The sequence below is a fragment of the Saxibacter everestensis genome (assembly GCF_025787225.1).
Lineage (GTDB): Bacteria > Actinomycetota > Actinomycetes > Actinomycetales > Brevibacteriaceae > Saxibacter > Saxibacter everestensis.
This window is the reverse complement of sequence record NZ_CP090958.1, coordinates 1,875,722-1,896,439: the sequence shown is the minus strand read 5'-3', so window position 1 is coordinate 1,896,439 and position 20,718 is coordinate 1,875,722. Positions and strand designations below refer to the sequence as shown.

21 protein-coding genes are annotated in these 20,718 nt (G+C 63.4%); 14 read left to right on the top strand and 7 right to left on the bottom strand.

Going from position 1 to position 20,718, the window contains the following annotated elements; all coding sequences use genetic code 11:
* Positions 1 to 51 precede the first annotated feature (51 nt).
* From LWF01_RS09120 to LWF01_RS09085, 8 genes are all read left to right on the top strand, one after another.
* Positions 52 to 1,005, top strand: coding sequence for a DegV family protein (locus tag LWF01_RS09120; protein ID WP_349640700.1), 954 nt, complete (start codon positions 52 to 54; stop codon positions 1,003 to 1,005).
* 3 nt (positions 1,006 to 1,008) lie between these two features.
* A complete protein-coding gene (locus tag LWF01_RS09115) occupies positions 1,009 to 1,188 on the top strand; it encodes a hypothetical protein (protein WP_349640699.1) in 180 nt (59 codons plus the stop codon).
* 130 nt (positions 1,189 to 1,318) lie between these two features.
* Positions 1,319 to 2,446 (top strand): ABC transporter ATP-binding protein, encoded by a 1,128-nt coding sequence (locus LWF01_RS09110; protein ID WP_349640698.1) that lies wholly within the window; start codon positions 1,319 to 1,321, stop codon positions 2,444 to 2,446.
* Positions 2,443 to 3,594, top strand: coding sequence for a polyamine ABC transporter substrate-binding protein (locus LWF01_RS09105; protein ID WP_349640697.1), 1,152 nt, complete (start codon positions 2,443 to 2,445; stop codon positions 3,592 to 3,594). The genes LWF01_RS09110 and LWF01_RS09105 overlap by 4 nt, the downstream gene beginning before the upstream one ends.
* Positions 3,591 to 4,559 carry an ABC transporter permease gene (locus LWF01_RS09100; protein WP_349640696.1) on the top strand — a complete coding sequence of 323 codons (969 nt, stop codon included), beginning with the start codon at positions 3,591 to 3,593 and terminating at the stop codon, positions 4,557 to 4,559. The genes LWF01_RS09105 and LWF01_RS09100 overlap by 4 nt, the downstream gene beginning before the upstream one ends.
* The gene (locus LWF01_RS09095; protein WP_349640695.1) at positions 4,556 to 5,470 is read left to right on the top strand and encodes an ABC transporter permease; all 915 of its coding nucleotides are present in this window, start codon (positions 4,556 to 4,558) and stop codon (positions 5,468 to 5,470) included. Before LWF01_RS09100 ends, LWF01_RS09095 begins: the two co-directional genes overlap by 4 nt.
* Before the next feature lie 210 nt (positions 5,471 to 5,680).
* Positions 5,681 to 6,619 (top strand): helix-hairpin-helix domain-containing protein, encoded by a 939-nt coding sequence (locus LWF01_RS09090; RefSeq protein WP_349640694.1) that lies wholly within the window; start codon positions 5,681 to 5,683, stop codon positions 6,617 to 6,619.
* Entirely contained in the window at positions 6,616 to 8,988 is a 2,373-nt protein-coding gene (locus LWF01_RS09085; protein WP_349640693.1) for a ComEC/Rec2 family competence protein, read from the top strand. Before LWF01_RS09090 ends, LWF01_RS09085 begins: the two co-directional genes overlap by 4 nt.
* Positions 8,989 to 9,019: 31 nt before the next feature.
* On the opposite strand, the gene LWF01_RS09080 is transcribed toward LWF01_RS09085, so the two are convergent.
* Positions 9,020 to 9,412, bottom strand: a complete 393-nt coding sequence (locus LWF01_RS09080) for an MmcQ/YjbR family DNA-binding protein (RefSeq protein WP_349640692.1) — start codon at positions 9,410 to 9,412, stop codon at positions 9,020 to 9,022.
* A gap of 118 nt (positions 9,413 to 9,530) precedes the next feature.
* On the opposite strand from LWF01_RS09080, the gene LWF01_RS09075 reads away from it, so the two are divergent.
* The 5 genes from LWF01_RS09075 (at position 9,531) to holA (ending at position 14,698) form a co-directional block, all read left to right on the top strand.
* A complete protein-coding gene (locus LWF01_RS09075; protein ID WP_349640691.1) occupies positions 9,531 to 9,803 on the top strand; it encodes an acylphosphatase in 273 nt (90 codons plus the stop codon).
* A gap of 232 nt (positions 9,804 to 10,035) precedes the next feature.
* A complete protein-coding gene (locus LWF01_RS09070; RefSeq protein WP_349640875.1) occupies positions 10,036 to 10,596 on the top strand; it encodes a 2Fe-2S iron-sulfur cluster-binding protein in 561 nt (186 codons plus the stop codon).
* Positions 10,593 to 11,597 (top strand): FAD binding domain-containing protein, encoded by a 1,005-nt coding sequence (locus LWF01_RS09065; RefSeq protein WP_349640690.1) that lies wholly within the window; start codon positions 10,593 to 10,595, stop codon positions 11,595 to 11,597. Before LWF01_RS09070 ends, LWF01_RS09065 begins: the two co-directional genes overlap by 4 nt.
* Complete coding sequence (locus LWF01_RS09060) at positions 11,594 to 13,669, top strand: xanthine dehydrogenase family protein molybdopterin-binding subunit (RefSeq protein WP_349640689.1); 2,076 nt, start codon at positions 11,594 to 11,596, stop codon at positions 13,667 to 13,669. Before LWF01_RS09065 ends, LWF01_RS09060 begins: the two co-directional genes overlap by 4 nt.
* 9 nt (positions 13,670 to 13,678) lie before the next feature.
* Entirely contained in the window at positions 13,679 to 14,698 is a 1,020-nt protein-coding gene (holA, locus tag LWF01_RS09055; RefSeq protein ID WP_349640688.1) for a DNA polymerase III subunit delta, read from the top strand.
* A gap of 18 nt (positions 14,699 to 14,716) precedes the next feature.
* On the opposite strand, the gene LWF01_RS09050 is transcribed toward holA, so the two are convergent.
* The 4 genes from LWF01_RS09050 to LWF01_RS09035 all read right to left on the bottom strand — a co-directional run bounded on the left by LWF01_RS09050 (position 14,717) and on the right by LWF01_RS09035 (position 17,151).
* Positions 14,717 to 15,151 (bottom strand): hypothetical protein, encoded by a 435-nt coding sequence (locus LWF01_RS09050; protein ID WP_349640687.1) that lies wholly within the window; start codon positions 15,149 to 15,151, stop codon positions 14,717 to 14,719.
* A gap of 82 nt (positions 15,152 to 15,233) precedes the next feature.
* The gene (gene rpsT / locus LWF01_RS09045; RefSeq protein ID WP_349640686.1) at positions 15,234 to 15,494 is read right to left on the bottom strand and encodes a 30S ribosomal protein S20; all 261 of its coding nucleotides are present in this window, start codon (positions 15,492 to 15,494) and stop codon (positions 15,234 to 15,236) included.
* 167 nt (positions 15,495 to 15,661) lie between these two features.
* Positions 15,662 to 16,333 carry a type II toxin-antitoxin system PemK/MazF family toxin gene (locus LWF01_RS09040; protein WP_349640685.1) on the bottom strand — a complete coding sequence of 224 codons (672 nt, stop codon included), beginning with the start codon at positions 16,331 to 16,333 and terminating at the stop codon, positions 15,662 to 15,664.
* 11 nt (positions 16,334 to 16,344) lie between these two features.
* Positions 16,345 to 17,151 (bottom strand): endonuclease/exonuclease/phosphatase family protein, encoded by an 807-nt coding sequence (locus LWF01_RS09035; RefSeq protein WP_349640684.1) that lies wholly within the window; start codon positions 17,149 to 17,151, stop codon positions 16,345 to 16,347.
* Positions 17,152 to 17,212: 61 nt separating this feature from the next.
* On the opposite strand from LWF01_RS09035, the gene lepA reads away from it, so the two are divergent.
* Positions 17,213 to 19,078 carry a translation elongation factor 4 gene (lepA, locus tag LWF01_RS09030; RefSeq protein ID WP_349640683.1) on the top strand — a complete coding sequence of 622 codons (1,866 nt, stop codon included), beginning with the start codon at positions 17,213 to 17,215 and terminating at the stop codon, positions 19,076 to 19,078.
* Position 19,079: 1 nt separating this feature from the next.
* Here the strand turns inward: lepA and LWF01_RS09025 are convergent, their stop codons facing one another.
* Both LWF01_RS09025 and murQ read right to left on the bottom strand, forming a co-directional pair.
* Positions 19,080 to 19,652 carry a DUF402 domain-containing protein gene (locus LWF01_RS09025; protein ID WP_349640682.1) on the bottom strand — a complete coding sequence of 191 codons (573 nt, stop codon included), beginning with the start codon at positions 19,650 to 19,652 and terminating at the stop codon, positions 19,080 to 19,082.
* Positions 19,653 to 19,661: 9 nt separating this feature from the next.
* The gene (gene murQ / locus LWF01_RS09020) at positions 19,662 to 20,600 is read right to left on the bottom strand and encodes an N-acetylmuramic acid 6-phosphate etherase (protein ID WP_349640681.1); all 939 of its coding nucleotides are present in this window, start codon (positions 20,598 to 20,600) and stop codon (positions 19,662 to 19,664) included.
* Between the last annotated feature and the right edge of the window lie 118 nt (positions 20,601 to 20,718).

The following is a 20,718-nucleotide window of genomic DNA, read 5'->3' as shown; positions in this document are numbered from 1 at the left end:
GACCGGAAAATCGATAGTGTGGGGTGCGACCCTGGGAGGTGGAGAATCACGATGAGTATTGCGTTAGTCACCGACTCCACCTCAGGGCTAGACCTGCGCGAGATTGAGGGCGTCCAGGTGCGCATCGTCCCGCTCAGCGTGATCGTCGACGCGCAGGAATACGAAGAGAACGTGAACATTTCACCCGAGCAGATTTCCGCGCATCTTCGTGCCGGGCGGGCGGTGAGCACGTCACGTCCGTCGCCGTCGGCGTTCTCAGATACCTATCTCGACCTGCAACGCGAGGGCATCACCCGAATTCTCTCGATGCATCTGTCGGCGGAACTCTCGGGCACCTGTGAAGCGGCGCGGCTCGCTGCCGCTTCTGTGGGTTCGGCCGAGCTCACGGTCCAGGTTGTCGATACGCAAACTTCCGGTGCTGTGCTCGGCTACGCCCTGACCAAATCGGCCCAGGCAGTCGCGCTTGGCCGGGAAGCAACGTCGGCGGCTCCGTCGCTTACCGACCTTGGTGCGCTCGTGACCGGGATCTGTTCGCAACGTTCCCGGACACTGTTCTATGTGGCCACGCTGGAATACCTGAGACGTGGCGGCCGGATCGGTTCTGCGGCAAGTCTGCTGGGGTCGGCGCTCGCCATCAAACCGCTGCTGCACATGCGTGACGGCAAGGTTCAGACGCTGGAGAAGGTGCGCACCGAGGCGAAGGCGCTCGCCCGGCTGAAGACTCTGAGCCTCGAAGCCGCTGCCGGCTACCGCGACGTCGCGCGCTCAGAACAACGGTCGCCCCGGGTGCGGTTCTATGTGCAGCACTTCGATGCACCGGAAGCGGCTGATCGCCTGCTTGAGCAACTGCTCGAAGGGGCGAGTGATCTCAGCAAGTACAGCGGTGTGCACCTGTCGGCGGCAGGGGATGTTTGCGAAATATCGGTCGTGCTGGGCGCCCATGTCGGCCCGGGAATGCTCGCCGTGACGATTGTGGATGACGGCGCGAAACCCACTGAGGAGTAAGCGATGGAACCCAATGCGAGGATCGATGGCGGACGAACTGTCAGTGCGATCATTAGGCAGTTGAGCGACCTGGAAGCAAGACTCGAGACCTATGCCCCGAGTGATGATCTCCGGACCAGTCTGAACGGTGCCTTCAAGGCGCTGGAGGCGCTGAAATGGACGTTGGAGCAGGAATCCGCGTAACCTTCCCGGGCGTCTGACCGCGTATCCACGGCGTGGTCAACGGTGTTGACTCATGAGATGAATCATGGTGTTCTTGGTTCGGCACGAAGTGTGACCTGTGCCACCAACATCGAGTTCGAGGAGAACAACCATGACCGTCACGATGCCGTCACATGGTTCCGCCAGGGAGGCGACAGCCACCGAGCCGGGGGCGCTGCAGATTCGCGGCGTCAGTAAGCACTACGGTGACGCAATAGCGGTTGACCAGCTGGATCTCGATGTGCGTGCCGGAGAGTTCCTCTCACTGCTCGGCCCCTCCGGCTGCGGCAAGACGACGCTGCTTCGGATGCTGGCCGGTTTCGAGGAACCCACCAGCGGCGACGTCGTGCTGGCCGGGCGGTCATTGCGGGGCGTTCCCGCGCACAAGCGGCCGGTGAACACCGTATTTCAGGCCTACGCCCTGTTCCCGCATATGACCGTGGCTGAAAATGTCGCGTACGGACTGCGCCAGCGCCGGGTGCCGCGCGCCGAGATCAACAGCCGGGTCAGCGAAGCCCTTGCGATGGTCCGGATGGACTCATTTGCGACCCGAAATCCAAAGATGCTGTCCGGCGGCCAGCAACAGCGCGTCGCCCTGGCCCGTGCCCTGGTGAACCGGCCCGACGTACTGCTGCTCGATGAGCCGATGTCCGCGCTGGATCGCAAGCTCCGTGAGGAGATGCAGCTCGAGCTCAAGCTGCTGCAGAAGCAACTCGGCATAACGTTCATTTTCGTCACGCATGATCAGGAAGAGGCGCTGGCGATGAGTGACCGGATCGTGGTGATGTACAACGGCCGGATCCAGCAGGTCGGCACGGCCGAAGACATATATTCAAGCCCGGCGTCATCGTTCGTGGCCGGTTTCATCGGCAAGCAGAACTTCATCAAGGTCACCGACGCCGGCGACGGCAGGCTGTCGTCCGCCGAGGGAGAGCTGCTGACCACTGCGCCACGGCCGGCTCACCAAGAGGGAACACTGACCGCGGCAATCCGCCCCGAGGCGATCGGTGTGGCAGCCCGCCCGCCGGCGTCGTCCGATGTGACCGGTTCGACCAACTCCATCGAGGCCCGGCTTGCCGGAGTTTCTTTCCTCGGTGACGTGGTGCAATACGTCGGCCTGACCAGCACCGGGCAGGAAATCCTCTCCCGGGTGCCCCGGGCGAACGCGCCGGATATTGCGGAGAACTCCCAGATCTGGTTCACGTTCGACAGCGACTGCGTGCAGGTGTTCGCCCAATGACGCAGATCAGGGTATTGTCGCCACGCTCGGTGAGCGCGCGGATCAGCCGCCGTGCGCTGCTCAGCGGCTTCGGCGTGCTCGGCGCCGGAGCTGCGCTTGGCGGATGCGGCAGATCGAAGGCAGTAGCGACATCTCCCGCACCGGACGGTGAGGTGGAGAGCAAGCTCAACCTCTACAGCTGGGGTGACTACGAAGACCCCGCCGATATCGCCAAGGTCGAAAAGGCGGCCGGCATCACGGTGCAAAGCGACAGTTTCGGCTCCAATGAGGAACTGATCGCGAAGCTCGCCGCTTCCCGAGGCACCTCGGGGTACGACGTCGTCGTGCCGACCGGGATCTACATTCCGCAGATGGCCGAGCATAATCTACTGCAAAAGCTGGACCACTCGCTGATCCCGAACTTCGCCAATATCGATCCCAACTACCGGGATCAGGCATGGGACCCACACAACGAGTACGCAGTCTGCAAATGCTGGGGGACCAGCGGCTACATTTATGACTCCTCGAAGATCAGCAGGCCGATGGAGACCTGGGCGGACTTCCTCGCCGCCGCGAAGGACGAGGCCAGCGGCGAACTCTCCGTGATGGAAGACGCGTGGGAGGTCTGCGCGGTCTGGCTGGCCGCGGAGGGACTCGATATCAACACCACTTCCGCGGCGGAACTGGAAGACTGTCGCAAGGCCCTCACCGACGATCTCGCGCCCCATGTCAAGGCCTACCTGTCCACCGTCACTTCCGGCGTTGCCCAGGGTAGTTTCAGTCTGATGCACGCCTTCAACGGTGATGCCCGGCAGGCGATCCTCGAGGTCGAGGATGCCGCGAAGTGGAAGTACGTCTACCCCACCCCGACTGCAAACCTCTGGATGGACACCTGGGCGATCGCAACCGGGGCGCCGCATCCCGATGCCGCGCACGCCTTCATCAACACGATGCTCGAGCCCGAGATCGCCGTCAATGAGGTGGACTACATCGGCTACCACACCGGGATCAAAAACCTGAAGGAGCTCGCGTCGGACCTGGAGCTGGACGAGCCGGACCTGGTGTTCCCCGACCAGGAAATCCTTGACCGGCTGACCCCGGCGGTCCTCCGCGCCCAGGAAGAACGGGTCCGGATCCTCAACGAAATGCAGTCAAGGAGTGGCGCATGAAAACCCTTCGTCAACGTATTTTCGGGCCGGCGGCACTGTCCTTTCCGACCTGGGCCTACCTGCTGTTCTTCTTCATCATCCCGGTCGCCCTGGTCATCTGGTACAGCTTCGGTTACAAGCCCGACCAATTCACCACGTACGCAACCGACCAGCTTTCTTTTGACCGCTATGCCGAGGCTGCCGATCCGACCTTCCTCTCGACATTCGTGGCAACTCTGCGGATTTCGGTCGTCGGCACGCTGCTGTGTCTCGTGATCGCCGTGCCTTTCGCGTATTGGCTTGCGGTGAAGGTTCCGGCCCGTCGCCGGGGTCTGATGCTGGCGCTGGTTCTGGTGCCGTTCTGGACCAACTTCCTGGTTCGAACCCTTGGCTGGCAGGTGATTCTGTCGCCTGAAGGATTCGTTTCACATTTCATGCAGTTCGCCGGAATGATCGACGGGCCGCTAGCCGTGCTCTATACCCGCACCGCCGTGCAGATCGGCGTTGTTTACAACTACCTGCCGCTGATGATTCTGCCGCTGTTCGTTGCGATGGATCGGGCCGGCGTCAGTCTCCGTGAAGCAAGCAACGACCTGGGAGCGGGCCGTTGGCGAACCTTGTTCCAGGTCACCCTGCCGATGGCTGCGCCGGGCATAGCGTCCGGCTGCCTTCTGGTCTACATACCGCTGATGGGTGACTACATCACGGCGTCCGTGCTGGGTGGCGCGCAGGGGTCGATGGTCGGGCAGCTCGTTGCCGCCCAGTTCAACGCTGCACAGAATTGGGCGCTGGGCGCCGCGATGGCGGTCGTCCTGATGCTGCTGATCCTGGCGACGGTCGCAATCGTTGGAGCGGTCGTGCTGGTCCTGCAGCGGATCATTCGCGCCGGACGCCGGGTCGAGATTGTGCCAGTGAACGCAACGACAGCGCCAGTGAACGCAACGACAGCGCCAGTGAACGCAACGACAGTGGGGGAGCAGCCATGAGCGTTATAGAGCGAACGACCGAGGCAGATGCTTCGGCGGGCGAGGCGCCAGCCGGCCCGGTGTCCGGGAAAAGGGATCTGCCGAACACAGCCCTGACTGTATGGGGTGTGCTGGTCTTCGCGTTCCTGTTCCTGCCGATCCTGGTGATCGTGGTGTACTCGTTCAATAATGGCCGGCTGCTTGCCGCCTGGGACAGCTTCGGATTCGATGCGTACGTCAACGGCTTGTCGAACAAGGTGATTCGCGGAGCCATTTCGACTTCACTGCAAGCCGCAGCCGGATCGGCGATCGTCTCGACCATAATTGGAACCCTTGGCGGAATCGCGCTGGCTCGGGCGAAGATCAGGGCGAAGTGGGCGCTTGGACTGACGCTGCTGCTCTCCTTCACCCTGGTTACCCCGGAGATCGTCGATGCGATCGCCTTGCTGCCCTGGTTTGTGACGCTCGGTGTCGACGCCGGCGTATCGCCGCTGAACAACGGCATGGTCCGGCTGGTCATTGCGCACTCGGTGGTTTCAATGGCGGTGGTCACCTTCATAATCCGGGCGCGGATGGCGGGCCTCGATCAGTCGTTGGAGGAGGCCGCCGCCGACCTGTACGCGACGCCCTGGCGCAGGTTCCGGGATATCACCCTGCCGATGGCCGGACCAGGCATCCTGGCAGGTGCGTTGATGTCCTTCACCCTCAGCCTGGACAATACGATCGTTTCAAGCTTCGTGCAGCAGCCCGGATTCACGCCATGGCCGGTTTACATATTCAGCTCGCTCAGGGTCGCGTTGCGGCCGGAGATCGCCGCGGTCTCGACGCTGATGTTCATCCTGACCCTTGTCGCGTTGGGAGTAGTCGCCTACGTGCTACGCAAGGTCGGGGAGAGTTCGACAGACATTGTGAAGGCGATGACCGGATCCTGATCCCGGCACGCTGAAGGGGCTGCGGGCTTTGCGCTGGTGTCGGTGCTTCCGGAATCATGGCGGGAACGCGTCCTCGGTGAGGAGGTCGAGTACTACGAGGCGCGCAACTGATGAGCCGCACTTGTCGTCACAAAGGTTGCGGGAAGCGGGCTCCTGCACAGAAGTCGCTTCCACGGGCCAGGTGCGACCCCAGCTGACTACCGTCATGCCATGGCAGGTCTACGTCGACAGTCAGCTGGGCAGCCGCCCTCCGCACGCTCCCCGGCCGACCGGATGGCCGACCTGCTCGCTTCGGCGCGCGATGTCGAGGCGTCGGAGCCGAGCCGTGGCTGGACTCCCAGGCAATACGACCATGATGCCCCCGAAGTAACCGACACCCTGAGCGGACGCATTGCCCGGCGGATTCCGGCTGTCCTCGGTGGGGGAACCGGTCGGTGGTCCATTCGGCTCGGCGCGACAGTTATCGTGGCGTTGATCGCGCTGCTGGCCGGCACGTACCTCGCGGTAAGGGCGGTGACCGAAGCGCCGGACCGTGAAGTTCGAACCGTCGCGCCACGGCCAAGTGCGGCGACGGGGAACGAGGCGCCGCAGGACCCGGAGCGTCCGGACGGCAGCCAGGCCGGTGAGCCGTCAGGCCAGGCCGGCAAGCCGTCAGGCCAGTCAGAGTTCAAGATTCACGTTGTCGGCGCGGTGAGGAAGCCCGGGCTTGTCACAGTTCAGGCCGGTTCCAGGGTGGATGACGCCATTGAGCTGGCCGGTGGTGCTGCCGCGGGGGCCGACCTGAGCCGCATAAATCTCGCGCGCCAGTTGGTCGACGGAGAGCAACTATACGTGCCAAAGGTCGGTGAAGCCGCTCCGGGGCCGCCGTCCGCTCCGGCTTCCGGACCAGGTCAGGCCCCGCCATCCGACGGTGCAGCGCCGGGGAATCCGGGGCACCGGGATTCGGGGTCCCAGAGTTCGCTGGTCAATTTGAATACCGCATCTGCTACTGAACTCGACGAACTTCCCGGGGTCGGGCCGGTGACGGCAGAGAAGATCATCTCCTGGCGGGAGGCAAATGGCGGATTCACGGCGATCGAAGATTTGATGGACGTGCCAGGGATCGGGCCGAAAACCTTCGCCGAACTCAAGGATCTGGTCACGGTATGAGTGATCTCGCGAAGGCTTCCTGGCGCGCCGATCTACGGTTGGCACCGAGCGCAGTGGCCTGTTGGGCAGCAGCGGCCTGGGCAGTAGGTGCCGGCTTTCCGGCCGCCGTTCTGGTTGCCGCCAGTTGTGCTGCAGCCGGCCTACTTCTGCTGTGCGGGAGCCTGCTGCGCCGCGGCGCGCTGCCGTGGTGGGGCAGAACCGTCCCGGCGGTCTGCGTCGTGCTGCTGACCGGCTCGTTGGTCATTGCGTCGTCCGCGGTTCACAACCGGATTCGTGCGCCTCCGGACCTGACCAAACAGCTGGCGCTGCAGCGGAGCTACGCGGTCCAGATGGAGGTGGCCCGCCCGCCGGAGACCGCGCCGACGCCGGATCGTTTCAGTGGGCGGGATCGTACCGTCGTGACTGTGCGGCTCACCGCAATTGACGGGCGGCCGGCGATGAGCGATCTGCGAACTCCTGTCACGGTGCTGGCCGGTTCGAGCTGGAAATCCGTGCGTAGTGGGCAGACGCTTCGTGCCCGGGTGAAGTTCTCAGTGCTGGATCCTGGAGGCGCCGCTGTTGCATTGGCATTCCCGGATGGCCCGCCGGTGGTGATCACCGAGCCGGACGGCTATCACCGGACGACGGAACGGCTGCGGTCTGGGTTGCGTTCCTCGGCAACGGTGTTGCCGGCAGATGCGCGCGGGCTGCTGCCCGGCCTGGTCGTCGGGGACACCGCAGGGCTCGATGCCGGACTTGAAGAGGCGATGAAGCGCACCGGAATGACGCACCTTACAGCTGTATCGGGAAGCAATCTGGCGATCTTCTCGGGAGCCGTGCTGCTCGTCGGCGCGGCGGTAGGGCTCCGTCGTGGCCGCAGAATGCTGCTCGCCGCCGGGTCGGTTGTAGGATTCGTCGCGCTCGTCGCCCCGGACCCGACCGTCCTCCGGGCTTCAGTGATGGCGATGGTGTGCCTGCTTGGCCTGGGAACCGGACGTTCGGGACGCGGCCTGCCGGCTTTGTGTCTCGCCATGCTGCTGCTGTTGACCGCAGATCCATACTTTTCCCGAAATTACGGGTTCGCATTGTCCGTGCTTGCCTGCGTCGGCTTGCTGCTCTGCGCAAAACCGTTTGCCCGGTTGTTGGCGCGGTGGTTGCCGGACTGGCTGGCTTTCGCTCTCGCGGTGCCGACTGCAGCCCAGCTGTTCTGCTCTCCGGTCATCATTTTGCTGCAACCGGCCGTCAGCAGTTATGCGGTGCCGGCCAACGTGCTGGCGGCGCCGGCAGTCGCTTCGACCACAATCCTCGGCGTCCTGACCATTCCTGCGGCACAGCTTTGGCCCCCAGCGGGAGAGTTTCTGGCCTGGTGGGCCGGTATCGGTGCGCAATGGATCGCCAGCGTCGCCCGGTTCTTTTCAGGCCTGCCGTTTGCACAGATTCCCTGGCCGTCCGGTATCGGAGGGCTGATTCTTCTGGCCGGGTTGACTGCCCTGTCCGTGGGACTGGTGATAGTGGCGACCCGGCTGAAGCATCCTCGGATCGTGGCATTTGTCGTGCTGGCTGGTTTGCTGGGGGCGGCTATCACAGTGCCCCTCTGGCGCCCGGGGAATCGCTGGTTGCCGAGCGACTGGGACGTGGTGGCGTGCGACGTGGGTCAGGGCAGCGGCACCGTGATCAGGGGAGGGGCCGGGTCGGCGATTGTTATCGACGTCGGCCTCGAGCCGGAGCCGGTCGACCGTTGCCTGACCACGCTGGGCGTCGAACGTGTATTCCTGATCCTGAGCCATTTCGATCTGGATCATGTCGGTGGGCTGGAGGGCGCGATCGCCGGGCGAAAGGTGGACGGGGCATTGCTGAATCCGGTCAGGGACCCGCCGGCAACCGCCGGGCGGGTGCGGCGGCTGCTCGTCGATCAGAAGGTGCCGATCACGGTCGCCTCGGGTGTGATGTCCGGGAAAGTTGGAAATGCCTCCTACCAGGTGCTCTGGCCGCCGGCCGGCAATGACCTTCCGCAGGTTGCCGCAAATGGTTCGAACGCGGCGAGCATCGTCGTTCTGCTCACGGTAGCGGGACACACAGTGCTGATTCCGGGCGATATCGAGCCGGAAAGCCAGGCAACGCTGCGCCGACGCTACGATCTTGATGCCGAGGTTTTGTTCGTGCCGCATCATGGTTCGAAGAACCAGGATGCCCGTTTCTTCGCCGAACTGCGGCCGCGACTCGGTGTGGTGTCCGTCGGGGCGGGTAACGACTACGGGCATCCTGCCCCTGCCACCTTGCAGCTGCTGAGCCGGGCGCGGGCGAGCACAGTTCGCACCGACCTCTGTGGCAGTATCGCGTTGAGTTTCGATCCGGCGGACATCCAGGTCGCGACGGAGCGAAGCTGTTAACAGTGCGGGTACTTACTGCCCTGTCCTCGGTCTAGTCGACCGTGCCAAGGTACTCCGTGGCGAGTCGCTTCGGCGCCCGGGCGAGCCAGGCTTCGACCAGCAGTTCCTGCAGCTCGGAGACGTCGATTCGTTCGAGCCGCACCAGAATTGCCGGATATCCATCGAAGTGTGGCGTGGTGAAGTAGACACCCGCGTTGTCGGCGAGTAGCGCTTCCTTTGCTCCGGAGTCCGGCACCCGTGCGCCGATAATCGGGCCGTCGGGCGCCGAACTGCCGAGCGCTTCGAGGTCGGACTTCTTCAGCGGTCGCTCCCAGACAAAGAGCTTGTCCCTGACCCGCCATGAAGGTACGCCATCATAAGACGGGCGCTCGGTGGTCTCCGGCAGGCTGAGGGCAATCCGCCGGACGTCATCCCAATTGGCCATTCCTGAATCCTAGGCCGAGGTGCTGTCGCAGGACTGAGCCCGCAGGGACTGAGCCCGCCAGGGCTGGTTAAGCCAGTCAGGGCTGGCCAAGCGATCGTGCCGGGGTTATCTTGGCGCCATGAATGTGGTTCGGCGCCTGGTTACCGTGACCGGAAGCGTGCAGGGCGTCAGCTTCCGGTACTACTGCAAGAAGACTGCTCAGAGGCTCGGAGTGAGTGGCTGGGTTGGCAATCAGCCGGACGGAAGCGTTATGGCGGTACTGGAGGGCGATTCGGACCTAGTTGAGGCAACCGTCGAATGGATGCGGCACGGCCCGAGGCTGGCCCGGATCGACCAGGTCAGTGTCGTGGAGGAGGAGCCACAAGGCGAGACCGGCTTCATGATTCGCTGATTCGCGATTCGTGAATTTGCCGCGCTTCGCCGCTTCTTCGAATGCATCGGCCGGCCCCGGTCGCGGACGGAGGCGCCACCGGCCGGCCCGGTTTCGGTCGGTGGCACCAACGCTGGCACCGATCGAGCGGAGTCAGCCGATCCGGCCTCGAAGTGTGCTCAGCGGTCCTTGTTGCGTGTCAGTGCGCTGCGATAGGTTGCGGTATATGGCTCTTGAGGAGGCGCGCGACTCGATGAACGCCCGGATCACCCTGAACGTGGACAAGGAACAGCGGACGTTAACGGTTGATACCAGGACGACCGTTTTGGACGCCCTGCGGGAGCAACTCGGTATCACCTCGCCCAAGAAGGGCTGTGATCACGGTCAATGCGGCGCGTGTACCCTCCTGATCGACGGCCGCCGGGTCCTCAGCTGCCTCTCGTTGGCGGTTGCCAACGATGGCGCGGAAATCACCACCGCTCAAGGGCTAGTCGAGGACGAGCAGCTGCATCCCGTGCAACAGGCATTCCTCGATCAGGACGCCTTTCAATGCGGCTACTGCACACCGGGACAGATCTGTTCGGTGATCGGCATGCTGGACGAGGCGTCCTCGGGGCACCCGAGCCATGCGACCAGCGACGTCGCGGGCGGGGTCGGCAGTCCTGCCTCCCTCGATGATGACGAGATCAGGGAACGGATGAGCGGCAACCTCTGTAGATGCGGCGCGTACGTGAACATCGTCGCCGCCATCCGGCAGGTCGTCGATGAATCGGATACTCCTAGCACCCAAGCAACCGAAGGGTATGCCTCATGATTCCGTTCGACTACCAGCGGGCGCCGGACGCCCTCTCCGCGGTGCGGGCGGTCGTCGGCAACCCGAAGGCCCGGTTTCTGGCGGGCGGCACAAATCTGGTCGACCACCTAAAACTCGGCATCGTCGAACCGGAGTTGCTGGTCGACGTGAGCGGCCTGCCGCTGGACCGGGTCGAGCAACGCCCCGACGGTAGCGTGCGAATCGGTGCGACCGTGCGCAACAGCGACCTGGCAGCGCACCCTCTGATCCGTCGAAACTATCCCATGCTGTCCGAAGCCCTGCTCGCCGGCGCTTCCGGTCAGCTACGAAACATGGCGACGACCGGCGGTAATTTGCTGCAGCGAACCCGCTGCGTCTATTTTCAGGATGTCAGCACCCCGTGCAATAAGCGCGACCCCGGGTCAGGCTGCTCCGCGCTCGGCGGTTACTCGCGCGACAACGCGATTTTCGGTGCATCGAGGGACTGCGTCGCCGTCCATCCATCCGACATGGCCGTGGCCATGGCTGCGCTCGACGCGACCGTCATCGTGCAGGGCGCTGCCGGAGAGCGTGGAATTCCGATCGCGGAGTTTCACCGTCTCCCAGGCGACTCTCCGCAGCGAGACACAAATCTCGATCATGGTGAACTGATAACTGCCATAGACCTACCGAGCGCCGGGGCATCGGCCAGATCGGCGTATCGGAAAGTTCGCGATCGTGCCTCATATGCCTTCGCCTTGGTTTCCGTCGCCGTAGTCGTCGAGCTTGAAGACAGTGCGGAGGCTCCGGTAGTTCAGAACATTCGGATTGCCCTCGGCGGCGTCTCGCATAAGCCCTGGCGGGCCCGTCAGGCAGAGGAAACGCTTCGTGGCAGACCCGCGACCGAGGAAGAATTTCGTGCGGCAGCCGACACCGAGCTTCGGCTGGCCGAGCCGCTGGAAGGCAATGAGTTCAAGTTGCCGATGGTGCGGAATGCCATGGTGTCCGTGCTGCGCGCGCTCACTGAGGGGAGCGGACGATGAATGACGCCTTGCCTGCCCGGGAAATTGGCAGGAGCCTTGAGCGGATCGATGGCCGGGCAAAGGTCACTGGTGCCGCGACATACGCCTACGAGCACGAGGTAGAGAGTCCGCTATACCTCTTTCCCGCGCAGGCCACGATTGCTCGGGGCCGGATTATTTCCATCGATACCGCGGATGCCGAGGCGATTGCCGGAGTGCACGCCGTGCTGACTCACCTCGATGCGCCGGAGCTGGCTAGTACCGAGGATGCCGAACTGGCGGTGCTGCAATCCGGCGATATCGGGTTTCGTGGGCAGTTCATCGCTGCCGTTCTCGCTGAGTCGCCGGAGATCGCTCGTCAGGCCGCCGGCGCGGTCAAAACCGAGTACGAACCGTGGCAGCACGACGCCGACCTGCGTCCGGACCGGGGTGACCTGCACCCACCCGGCAATGACTACGACGCTGACACGAGCGAAGGGGATGTCGCTGCGGCCCTCGCCGCGGCCGACGTATCCATTGACCAGACATACACCACGCCTGCCGAGCACAATAATCCGATGGAGCCGCACGCGACCATCGCGGTATGGCAGGGCGAGGACCTCACTCTGTACGACTCCACCCAAAGCGTTCACGGTGTAAGGAAACAGCTCGCTACTGTCTTCGGCATTGATCCGGAGCGGGTCAGGGTAATCTGCCCCCACGTCGGCGGCGGCTTCGGCTCAAAAGGCTTGCCACATGCTCACGTGGTACTTGCCGCCCTCGCAGCTAAGTTCTCATTTGGACGGCCGGTCAAGTTCGCGTTGACCCGCCAACAGATGTTCGCCCTGGCCGGCTACCGGACGCCGACGATTCAGCGGGTTCGACTTGGTGCCGATTCGTCGGGTCGGCTCGGCGTGATAACCCACGATTCAATCGAACTGACCTCGCGGATCAAGGAATTCCCGGAGGGAACCACCAAACCGACGGCGATTATGTACAAGGCGCCGAACCGCAGGGCTACCGAGCGGCTCGCCGACCTGGATGTCGCTGTTCCGTCTTGGATGCGCGCTCCGGGCGAATGCCCGGGAATGTTCGGTCCCGAGGTCGCCATGGATGAACTGGCCGAGGCATGCGGTCTCGACCCGGTCGAACTCCGGGTGCGTAACGAGCCGGACGAGGGGCCCGTGTCGGGCAAACCATTCGTCAATCGTCACCTGGTGAACTGCTTCCGGGAAGGAGCGCGACGCTTCGGGTGGGATCAGCGCGACCCTCGGCCTCGGTCCCGGCGCGAAGGTGACTGGCTGATCGGTACCGGCATGGCGGCTGCCACCTATCCTGCGCTCCGAACCCCAGGCTCAATAGCCCGGATCACGGTGACAGCTGAGGGCACCTACCAGGTGCGGATCGGGTCTGCGGATCTCGGAACCGGCGCCTGGACAGTGCTGAGCCAGATCGCCGCCGACGCGCTCGGCTGTTCCCTGGCCGAGGTGTCGGTTGAAATCGGCGACACATCGTTACCGACGGCATCGGTCGCCGGAGGATCCACCGGAACAGTCAGCTGGGGCTCGGCAATCATCGCTGCCGCCGACGCGCTGCAAGAGAAATATGGGGACAGCCCGCAGCCCGGCGATGAGGTTGAGGCGGAGATGCCAATGAATCCCGCCGATGACGAGTACGAGCGGCATTCATTCGGCGCCCAATTCGCCGAAGTTGCCGTGAACGCCGACACCGGTGAGATACGTGCCCGTCGCTTGCTTGGCGTGTTCTCCGCCGGGCGAATCATCAACGTTCGCACCGCCCGGTCGCAGCTGATCGGCGGCATGACAATGGGACTAGGGATGGCGCTGCACGAAGAAAGCGTGCTCGATCAGCGGTTCGGTCATTTCGTCAACCATGACCTGGCCGGATATCACGTGCCGTCGAACGCGGACGTCCTCGACGTGGACGCGGTATGGCTGGACGAGCACGATGAGTACGCCGGTCCCCTCGGAGCCCGCGGCATCGGCGAAATCGGCATCACCGGGGTGGCAGCTGCAATTGCCAACGCCGCCTACCACGCGACCGGAATCCGGGTGCGGGACCTGCCGCTGACCGCCGACAAATTCCTGCGATAGCGTGGTGAGGTGGCAACTCGAGAACGACCAACGGCCAAGAACAAGACGAACCTGGTTTCCTGGCATGAAGCGGAGCCGGCACCTGTCGTACTGATCACCGGTGCCGAAGAGGTTATCGTCGACCGCGCGGCCGGGTTGCTCGTGCAGAAGGCGCATGAAGCCGATCCCGCACTTGAGGTCACGGAGATTGACGCAGCAAGCTATGACGCGGGTCAGCTCGCCACCCTGACGTCGCCGTCACTGTTCGGTGAGCGCAAGCTATTGATTGCATCCGGCGTGGAAGCCACGAATGACGCATTTCTCAAAGACGCTATCGACTACCTTGGCGACATCCAGTCCGATGTGATTTTCCTGTTCCGGCACAGCGGCGGAGTCCGCGGAAAACGTCTGCTCGACGCGATTAAGGCCTCTGGCGCTCCCGTTATCGAAGCCACGCCGATCAAGAAGGATTCCGAACGCAATGACTTTGCCACCGGCGAATTCCGGCGGGCGAAACGAAGGATCACTCCCGCCGCTCTGCGCGCGCTCATCGATGCAGTTGGTGCGGATCTGCGTGAGCTAGCATCGGGCTGCCAACAGCTGATCAGCGATACCGAGGGCACCATCGACCTGGAGCACGTCGAGTTGTACTACGGCGGCCGGGTTGAAGTCACCGGTTTCAAGGTGGCCGATGCCGCGGCCGCAGGTCAGACCGGCCAGGCCCTGAACCTGCTGCGGCACGCTATTGCCACCGGGTCGGACCCGGTGCCACTCGTTGCCGCCGTGGCGATGAAACTGCGGGGGATGGCAAAGGTGTCCGCAGTCGGTCGCGGAAACCCTGCAACGGTGGCCAAGGAAGTGGGGATGGCGCCCTGGCAGGTGGACCGTGCCCGGCGTGACCTGTCCCGCTGGAGCCCGGACGCCCTCGCGGAGGCGATCATGGCAGTTGCCGATGCAGATGAGGCGGTGAAAGGCGGTGGACGTGACCCGATCTATGCGGTCGAGAAGATGATCGGCGTCGTCGCCTCCGCGGCGAAGCGCAGGAACTGAGCGCCGGTTACGACCTTCTCAGGCAAATGATTCCGGGTGCGGATCGCGCTGGAACTCGAGCGTTGCCCAGGTGTCCAGCGCCCACTGCTTGTCATCCGCCGAGTCCGAGATGAACGTCAGTGAGACGAGCTCGCCCCGACGAGCCGTGTAGGTGAACAGCGAGTGCTGCAACCGGCCGTCGATTTCCTCGCCGTACCAGTGCGCGAGCCGCAGCTCGTCCTCGCTGGCACTCTCGATCACTTCGACGCCGCCGCCGAGCTGCTCCGGATAGTCGCGAGCCTCGCTGAGAATCTCCGTTAACGGCATCTCCAGCGGGGGAGCGTAGACGGAGGCCCACACGGTGCGCACCGGCGGCCCTGCCGAGACGAGCTGCAGGTCACCATCGAGCACGCGAGACTCGAACTCTTCGCCGAGCTCTACGCTCCAGTGCGGGGTTAGCGGGCGTCGCGCCATATCGGGGCCTCTCTACATCGGCATGGAAGAAAAAACAACGGCGCCACCGAAGTGACGCCGTCGTTAGAGCTTAACTGTTCTCCTAGAGCGATGCTGCCTGCTGTGCGAGAGCCGACTTGCGGTTCGCAGCATTGTTCTTGTGCAGCACGCCTTTGCTGACAGCCTTGTCCAAGGTGCGAGCTGCGGCAGACTGTGCCTTGACGGCAGCATCCTTGTCGCCTGCCTTAGCAGCCTCGCGGAACGCGCGGATTGCCGACTTAACCTCGGAGCGGACGGCCTGGTTGCGCAGGCGAGCCTTCTCGTTGGTAGCAATACGCTTGATCTGGGACTTAATGTTTGCCAACTTGTGCACTCTTTCGTGTTAAAGCGAATACGGTCGTGAGGGCTTCCCGCGCTAGCAAGCACCGATTGGGGATCGACACACCAAAAACACGGGAGCGCATCCGCCCGACCACGGGTGAGACACACCCCAAGCGGACACGCAAGAACTAACGTTACCAGTGTTGGGCGCTATCGCGCCAAGCGCGCCTCGCGCATACCCTGCACCACCTGGTCGAAAGTCTTCCGAGGCATGGCAGCCCCCTCCCGGCGAATCCCGGTTTCCCGAAGCCGGATGACCCGATCCAGCCGAACCTCCGAGGGGCGCCCCTTGGGATCCCAGGGTCCGGATCCGATATCCAGCCAGTATCGCCCGTTGACGCTGCGCAGTCCCGGCCCACCGGCATCGACGTGGTCTCTGCTGCTCAGCATCAGCGCCAACAGGAACTCGCCGTCGCGTCCGACCAACAACATCGGCCGGTCCTTGCCCTGACTAGGGTCGTCTTCGAACGGCGCCCAGCCCCAAACAATTTCTCCCGGGTCCGGAGCGCCATCCGGGTTGGCAGAATAGGCCGGATCGAGGTCACCGACGAAGTCACCGGGATATCCCGAGCGAGGCCTGGCGGGCGCGCTTCGCGCGGTCCGGTCAGCGCGAACATCGTCTGTGACAACTTCGCCGGGAATGACGTCGCCGGTCGGCTTCCGCTGTTTCGGCGGCCGAAGGTTCTCCGGAACTGGGATTCGCGGCCCGCCGCGAGCGTCGGACGCCTTGTTGACCTGATCGATCAGCAGCCGCGATGCCTTCTGTGCGCCCTTTTCGGCGGCGCGACGCACCAGTCGGCCAGCGAATTCCCTAAGTCCCATATCTGAAGATTCTAGCCGCGGAGCCTCAGCAATACCTGGACGGGAAGGTGGTCGGATGGAAACTGGCCGCCCTCACCAAAGGGATTCACCGCCGCCTGGGTCGGCACATAGTGATCCGTGGTCAGAATCCAGTCGATCCGTTTTCCATTCTCGACCAGGCCGCGGTAAGCGTGAAAGGTTCCGTAGGCCGGACCGATGTGTTCCGCGGCATTCAGCCAGGCGTCCTGTAGCGGGCTGCCGTGCGCGGTCAGCTGGGCGTGGATGGGCGACTCGTCGTCGACGTTGAAGTCTCCGGTGACAATCGTTGGCTCGTTCGCCTCGCGAACCTTCTCCAACAGCATCTCAACCGAATGAACCCGAGCCTTCTCGGACCGGTAGTCGAGGTGGGTGTTGATAAACGTGAATGGCACGCCGGTCAGCAGGTCGACGAACTTCACCAGGGTCGTCATCCGTGGGTGCCGGCTGCCCCAGCTTTTTGATCCGGCGCGATCCGGAGTCTCAGACAGCCAGAACACGTCGACGCTTTGCGGATCGACCCGGGTGTTGTCGTAGATCACGGCGGTGAACTCACCGTTGTCGCCGCCCTCGCGCCCCTCGCCGACCCAGCAAAAGCGTTCCGGGGTGTCTTCGATGAGTTGTTCGAGCTGGTCGACGAGGCCTTCCTGGGTGCCGATCACGGCTGGGGATTCCTGCTCGATCAATTTTGCAGCGACTGGCCGTCGCTTCTTCCATGACTGGGCGTCGAAAGCGTTCGCGTAGCGCAGGTTGAATGACATGACCTGCAGGTCCAGGCGATCGCCGACGAGAATGGCTGGCACAAGACACACGATAAAGCATGTGATGATAGATATTCCCAACAACTTAGAAGGTAATACCCTAATGTCACCGAAGGTGAGTGCCCGTTCGGCGTCGTCAATCGTGGCTAGCGCAACTCCGGCCGAACTGATCCGCAATTTCTGCATCATCGCGCATATCGATCACGGGAAGTCGACCCTTGCCGACCGCATGCTCCAAATAACCGGCGTTGTGGAACAGCGGGCCATGCGCGCGCAGTACCTGGACCGGATGGATATCGAGCGCGAACGCGGCATCACGATCAAGTCCCAGGCGGTTCGGATGCCATGGGAAGTCGGCGGGGCCGGCTATGCGCTGAACATGATCGATACCCCTGGCCACGTCGACTTCACCTACGAGGTGTCCCGTTCGCTGGCCGCATGTGAGGGCACGCTGCTGCTGGTCGATGCCGCGCAGGGGATAGAGGCGCAGACGCTGGCGAACCTCTACCTCGCGCTTGAAAACGATATGACCATCATCCCGGTGCTGAACAAGATCGACCTGCCCGCCGCCCAGCCGGAGAAGTACGCCGAGGAACTCGCCAACCTGATCGGTTGCGAACCTTCAGACTGCCTGCGGGTCTCGGGAAAGACCGGACAGGGCGTCGAGGATGTCCTGGACAAGATTGTCGCCGAGGTGCCCGCGCCGGTGGGCGATCCGAACGCACCGGCACGGGCAATGATCTTCGACTCCGTGTACGACACCTACCGGGGCGTCGTCACCTATGTTCGAGTGGTTGACGGTCAGCTCTCCCCGCGCGAGAAGATCGTGATGATGTCGACCCGCGCCACCCACGAACTGCTCGAGATCGGTGTGAGCTCACCCGAACCCGAACCGTCGAAGGGCCTTGGCGTCGGCGAGGTCGGTTACCTGATCACCGGAGTGAAGGACGTGCGGCAGTCCAAGGTCGGCGACACCGTCACCAACGCTGCCAAGCCCGCCGAAGTCGCGCTCGAAGGATACCGGGAAGCGAAACCGATGGTGTTCTCCGGAATCTTCCCGATCGACGGCTCGGACTATCCGATCCTGCGCGACGCGTTGGACAAGCTCAAGCTGAACGACGCCGCCTTGGTCTACGAGCCGGAGAATTCGGCGGCGCTTGGCTTCGGCTATCGCTGTGGATTCCTTGGCCTGCTGCACCTCGAAATCATCCGTGAGCGACTCGAGCGGGAATTCGACCTTGACCTGATTGCCACCGCCCCCAGCGTGATCTACGAAGTCACCCTGGACGACGGCAAAGAGGTCGAAGTCACGAACCCCAGCGAGTACCCGGTGGGCAAGATTGCCGAGGTCCGCGAACCCATGGTCCGCACCACGGTGCTGACGCCGAGCGAATTCGTCGGTCCGGTGATGGAGTTGTGTCAGCAACGCCGCGGCACCATGCTCGCGATGGACTACCTCTCCGAGGATCGGGTCGAGCTCCGGTACATGATTCCGATGGCAGAGATCGTCTTCGACTTCTTCGACATCCTCAAATCCAAGACCCGGGGCTACGCGTCACTTGACTACGACGTGGATGGTGAACAAGCTGCCGACCTGGTCAAGGTCGATATCCTGCTACAGGGTGAGCAGGTCGACGCCTTCTCGGCGATTGTGCATCGCGACAAGGCATACTCCTACGGGGTCATGATGGCCGGGAAACTGCGTGAGCTGATTCCGCGGCAACAGTTCGAGGTGCCGATCCAGGCTGCCATCGGCGCCAGGATCATCGCCCGCGAGACCATCCGGGCAATCCGCAAGGACGTTCTCTCCAAGTGCTACGGCGGCGACATCAGCCGGAAGCGCAAGCTGCTGGAAAAGCAGAAGGAGGGCAAGAAGCGGATGAAGATGGTCGGCCGGGTCGAGGTGCCTCAGGAGGCATTCATCGCCGCTCTCTCCTCGGACGCGGACACCAAGAAGGAAAAGAAGTAACCTAGCTCGTTTGCACTTCGACGCCGAGTCGTTTCGCCCATCGGACGTAGTGGGACCGGAACGGCTCGGCGTTTTTGCTGACCGCGGACAGCAGGTCATCGGCGGATGTCCTGGCCGCGGCTATGACGTCGTCCGGATAGCCGTACAGCTCCTGATGATCGATGAACTCGTCCTCATCATCGATGAATAGTTTGCCATCCGAGCGCGCGATGATGTCGAGGTCCAGATCGACCATGGTTACTTCATCGCCACCCGGGCCGGCACGCCATTGCGGCACGGTGCCGATATCGCAGTACAGCTCCCAGATCACCGCGTCATCCAGGCTCCCGGATGCGCCGAGATCCAGATTGAAGGTTGCTGTCCACCACTTGTCTCGGGGTGCCAGGAACAACACTGCCCGGCGGAACGGGAGTGTGCGTCGAATGCCTCGGCGAGCCAGCGTTCCGGCGGGCATGCCGATCCAGACGCCGTATTCGTCCTCGCCGAGCACGGTCCCTTCGAAGTGCCAGTGCAGGGATTCGTCCCATTTGGTGAAGACGATGCGAACTGCGTTTCCCTGGTCAGGCGGAGACATGCTTTCAGCCTAGTGGAACGATGCGATCGCCTGCCGCAGGAAGCCCTTGTTCGCCTCAAGAGCGGCACGGGCGGCAGTGGCATCAACCTCGGCAACCAGCATCAGGATGGCGAGTTTCACCTCGCCGTCGGCCGCATGCAGTGCTGACGCGGCGACCGACTCGGAGCAGCCGGAAGCCAGCATCACCAGACGCTGGGAGCGAGCCAGCAGCTTCGCGTTACTCGCCTGCAGGTCGACCATCAGGTTTCCGTACGTTTTGCCCAGCCTGACCATGCTGAGGGTGGACAGCATATTACAGACCATCTTCTGTGCCGTCCCGCTCTTCAGCCTGGTGGAACCGTTGATGAACTCCGCGCCGACAACCACCTCGATCGCCACGTCGGCGATCCGGCCGATTGCGGAGTCAGCGTTGCAGGCCACGGCAACGGTGAGGGCGCCCTCGCGCCGGGCGAACTCAAGCCCGCCTCGGACGTAAGGTGTGCGTCCGGACGCGGAGATGCCCACTACGGCGTCTCTCGCCGTCAGGTGTATGTGCTCAAGATCCCGAGCGCCGAAGGACTCGGAGTCTTCCGCGCCCTCGACGGCCTGCACCAGGGCGCCCGGGCCGCCAGCGATAATGCCCAGGACCATCCCGGGATCGGTGCCGAATGTCGGCGGGCATTCGGCCGCGTCGAGCACGCCGAGACGGCCCGGAGTCCCGGCGCCCAGATAGATCAGCCGCCCGCCGTCGGCTAGCCGGGCGGAGATCCCATCCACCGCTGAAACTATGGCTTCCCGTGTCTCGCCCACCGCGGCGGCAACACCGGCATCCTCCGCGTTCATTGCGGCAACCAGCTCGGCTGTGCGCAGTGTGTCCATCTGGCGGTACGTCTCGTTGTAACTCTCCGTGCTTAGACTGTCGAGCTCGCCCAGCAGGTCAGGGAGTGGACCGTCGGTTTCAGAGGCCATCTCGGACTGCCTTTCGGATCGGCCGTAGTTACTGACTTTCATAGTAAGACAGGGTACCGAAAATTATTAACCAGATTACAGTTGGTTCTGACGTTAGTTTAAATTCTTAGAGGCCGGT